Below are 2775 nucleotides of genomic sequence, written 5' to 3'. Positions count from 1 at the left end.
GCCGCACCTGGACGGTGCGGGTGGGGGCGTGGGGGCTGGCGCTGCCGTGAGCCCGTGAGCCGTGGTCGTCGTGGGGGGCGCGGCGGGGGCGGTCAGGGGCGCGGCCAGGGCCGGCCGTCGAGGCTCTCGATCGACCGGTTCAGGCGCTGCAGGCTCGACGCGAACCGGACGACCTCCTCGGGGTCCCAGTCGTCCAGCAGGCCTTCCAGGACGCTCAGGCAGCGGGCCCTGTCGTCGTTCAGGCGCTTCTCGCCGCGCTCCGTGATGCGGAACTTGCGGGCGATGCCGCCCTCGGGGTCCGGGATGCGGTCGGCGAGGCCCGCGCGCATCATCGCGGCCGTCTGCCGGTTCAGCGTCGAGGTGTCCAGGCCGAACGCCTCGTGGAGCTCGCCGATCGACATCGGGCCGTCCAGCTGGATCCGGCTGAGCAGGGTGTAGGCGCTGCGCTCCAGGTGCCGGTCGGCGGATCTGCCGCGGGAGCCGAAGAGGTGGCCGTGCCGGCTGAGCAGCATCGCCTCGAACTCGACCTGCCGGGTCGGCTCCCCCTTGTCCACGCCGCCGTGCCGCCTTCCCGTTCGCCGGTGCCGTCGCGTTCGCGTTCCGCTCGTGCTCCGCAGGTCTACCACGGGCGGCATGCACCGTTCAGGCGTTGTGCATCGTGCACATGAGGTGTGCGATGCACATCCCTGGCGCGGGGCGGGCGCAGGAGTCAGTCCAGGCCGAGCGTCTTGCGGTGCTCCCGCCAGCGGTCCATGAGCCCGCCGAGCTCGGTCTGGACGAACTCGAAGAAGGCCAGCGTCTCGCCGAGGCGGCGGCCCGCCGGGGTGTCGGCGCCGAGCGCGTCGACCCCTTCCGTCAGCGAGTCGACCCAGTGCTTCAGGACGCTGTCGCGGCTGGCGAGCGCCTCGTACCACTGGTTGCCGTGCACCCGGAACAGGTCGCGCCGCGTGCCCGGCTCCCGCTCGCGCGTGACCATGTGCACCTGCGTCAGATAGCGCACCGCGCCGGACACCGCCGCCGGGCTGACCTGCAGCCGCTCCCCCAGTTCGGCCGCGGTGAGCGCGCCCGCCTCGGAGGAGAGCAGCGCCGCGAAGACCCGCGCGGGCATCCGGGGCAGACCGGCCTCCACCAGCTGGCCCGCGAAGCGCTCCACGAAGCGCGCGCGCGTGCCGTCCGCGCCCTGTGCGTCCTTCACGTCCTTGCTGCTCATGAGCTGCATCCTCTCCCCTGCGCTCGGCACCCCACTACTTTATACGCTTCCTTAACTTCACAAATTTGTGAAATCAGCGTACGTTCAGAAGCATGACGAAGGCAATCACGGTCTCCGGACTGCACAAGTCGTTCGGCAGGACGCATGCGCTGGACGGCCTCGACCTCGACGTCGAGACCGGAGAGGTGCACGGCTTCCTCGGACCGAACGGCGCGGGCAAGTCGACCACCATCCGGGTGCTGCTGGGACTGCTGCGCGCCGACTCGGGAGCGGTGCAGATGCTCGGCGGCGACCCCTGGTCCGACGCCGTCGCCCTGCACCGCAAGGTCGCGTACGTCCCCGGTGATGTCACCTTGTGGCGCAACCTCAGCGGCGGCGAAGTCATCGACCTGTACGGGAAGTTGCGGGGCGGGCTCGACACCGCGCGCAAGGCGGACCTCATCGAGCGGTTCGAGCTCGACCCCACCAAGAAGGGCCGCACGTACTCCAAGGGCAACCGGCAGAAGGTCGCGCTCGTCGCCGCCTTCGCCGCGTCCGGCGCCGAGCTCCTCATCCTCGACGAGCCCACCTCCGGGCTCGACCCGCTGATGGAGGAGGTCTTCCAGTCGTACGTGCAGGAGGCGGCCCGCGAGCGCGGGCAGACGGTACTGCTGTCCTCGCACATCCTCAGCGAGGTCGAGGAGCTGTGCGACCGCGTCAGCATCATCCGCAACGGCACGACCGTCGAGAGCGGGTCGCTGGCACAGATGCGGCACCTCACCCGGACCAGCGTCACGGCCGAACTGGCCGCGGAACCCGAGGACTTCACGGCCCTCCCCGGGGTGCACGACGTCGACGTACAGGGCAGGCGCGTCAAGCTGCAGGTCGACACCGACAAGCTGGACGCGGTGCTGCGGTCGCTGACCGCGTCCGGCGTGCGGTCGCTGACCTGCACCCCGCCGACCCTGGAGGAGCTGTTCCTGCGGCACTACCAGGACGACGTGCGCGCACCCGAAGCGGCGGTGGCACGATGACCGCCGTCACGGCCGGACCCGCCCCGCGGACCGGCGGAGGCCGTCAACTGGCGGGCACCGGCACCCTGTTGCGGCTCTCCCTGCGCCGCGACCGGCTGATGATCCCGATCTGGGTGTACGTCGTCGCGCTCACCGTGGTCACCATGCCGAAGACGCTGAAGGGCATGTACGGCACGGCCGCCGAGCGGGCCGACGTGCTGACCACCATGCGCACCAACAGCTCCCTGCGCGCCCTGTACGGGCCGGCCCTCGACGACTCGCTGGGCGGTCTGACGGTGTGGCGGGTCGGCGTGTACGCGGCCGTGTTCGCGGCGGCGATGAGCCTGCTGATCGTCGTGCGGCACACCCGTGACGAGGAGGAGAGCGGGCGCCAGGAGATGGTGTCCGCGGCCATGGTGGGGCGGCGCGCGCCGCTCACGTCCGCGCTGCTCACCGCCCTGGTCGCGAACGCGGCGGTGGCGGCGATCATCACGGTCGGGATGCCGCTGATGGGCGCGGGCGGCGTCGCGGGCGCGCTGGCGCTCGGCCTCGCGACCGGCGGTGCGGGCATGG

General features: G+C 71.7%; 3 protein-coding genes and 1 pseudogene. 2 read left to right on the top strand and 2 right to left on the bottom strand.

What is annotated here, in order from left to right; translation table 11 throughout:
* Nucleotides 1-92: 92 nt before the first annotated feature.
* Nucleotides 93-512 (bottom strand): MarR family winged helix-turn-helix transcriptional regulator, encoded by a 420-nt coding sequence (locus G3I40_RS44480; RefSeq protein WP_239092313.1) that lies wholly within the window; start codon nucleotides 510-512, stop codon nucleotides 93-95.
* 197 nt (nucleotides 513-709) lie between these two features.
* Nucleotides 710-1210, bottom strand: a complete 501-nt coding sequence (locus G3I40_RS44475; protein ID WP_164560471.1) for a MarR family transcriptional regulator — start codon at nucleotides 1208-1210, stop codon at nucleotides 710-712.
* 92 nt (nucleotides 1211-1302) lie between these two features.
* On the opposite strand from G3I40_RS44475, the gene G3I40_RS44470 reads away from it, so the two are divergent.
* Both G3I40_RS44470 and G3I40_RS44465 read left to right on the top strand, forming a co-directional pair.
* Nucleotides 1303-2223 carry an ABC transporter ATP-binding protein gene (locus G3I40_RS44470; RefSeq protein ID WP_164560470.1) on the top strand — a complete coding sequence of 307 codons (921 nt, stop codon included), beginning with the start codon at nucleotides 1303-1305 and terminating at the stop codon, nucleotides 2221-2223.
* Nucleotides 2220-2775 (top strand): annotated as a pseudogene (locus G3I40_RS44465) (ABC transporter permease); the annotation flags it as partial. The gene G3I40_RS44470 and the pseudogene G3I40_RS44465, both read left to right, overlap by 4 nt.

The organism is Streptomyces sp. SID14478, assembly GCF_010548525.1.
Classification (GTDB): domain Bacteria; phylum Actinomycetota; class Actinomycetes; order Streptomycetales; family Streptomycetaceae; genus Streptomyces.
The sequence above is the reverse complement of the archived record's forward strand: the minus strand, read 5'-3'. Positions and strand labels throughout refer to the sequence as shown.

Coding starts and splice junctions, on each gene's coding strand:
- G3I40_RS44480 (WP_239092313.1), bottom strand. CDS start 512: ATGCTGCTCAGCCGGCACGGCCACCTCTTCGGCTCCCGCGGCAGATCC.
- G3I40_RS44470 (WP_164560470.1), top strand. CDS start 1,303: ATGACGAAGGCAATCACGGTCTCCGGACTGCACAAGTCGTTCGGCAGG.
- G3I40_RS44475 (WP_164560471.1), bottom strand. CDS start 1,210: ATGAGCAGCAAGGACGTGAAGGACGCACAGGGCGCGGACGGCACGCGC.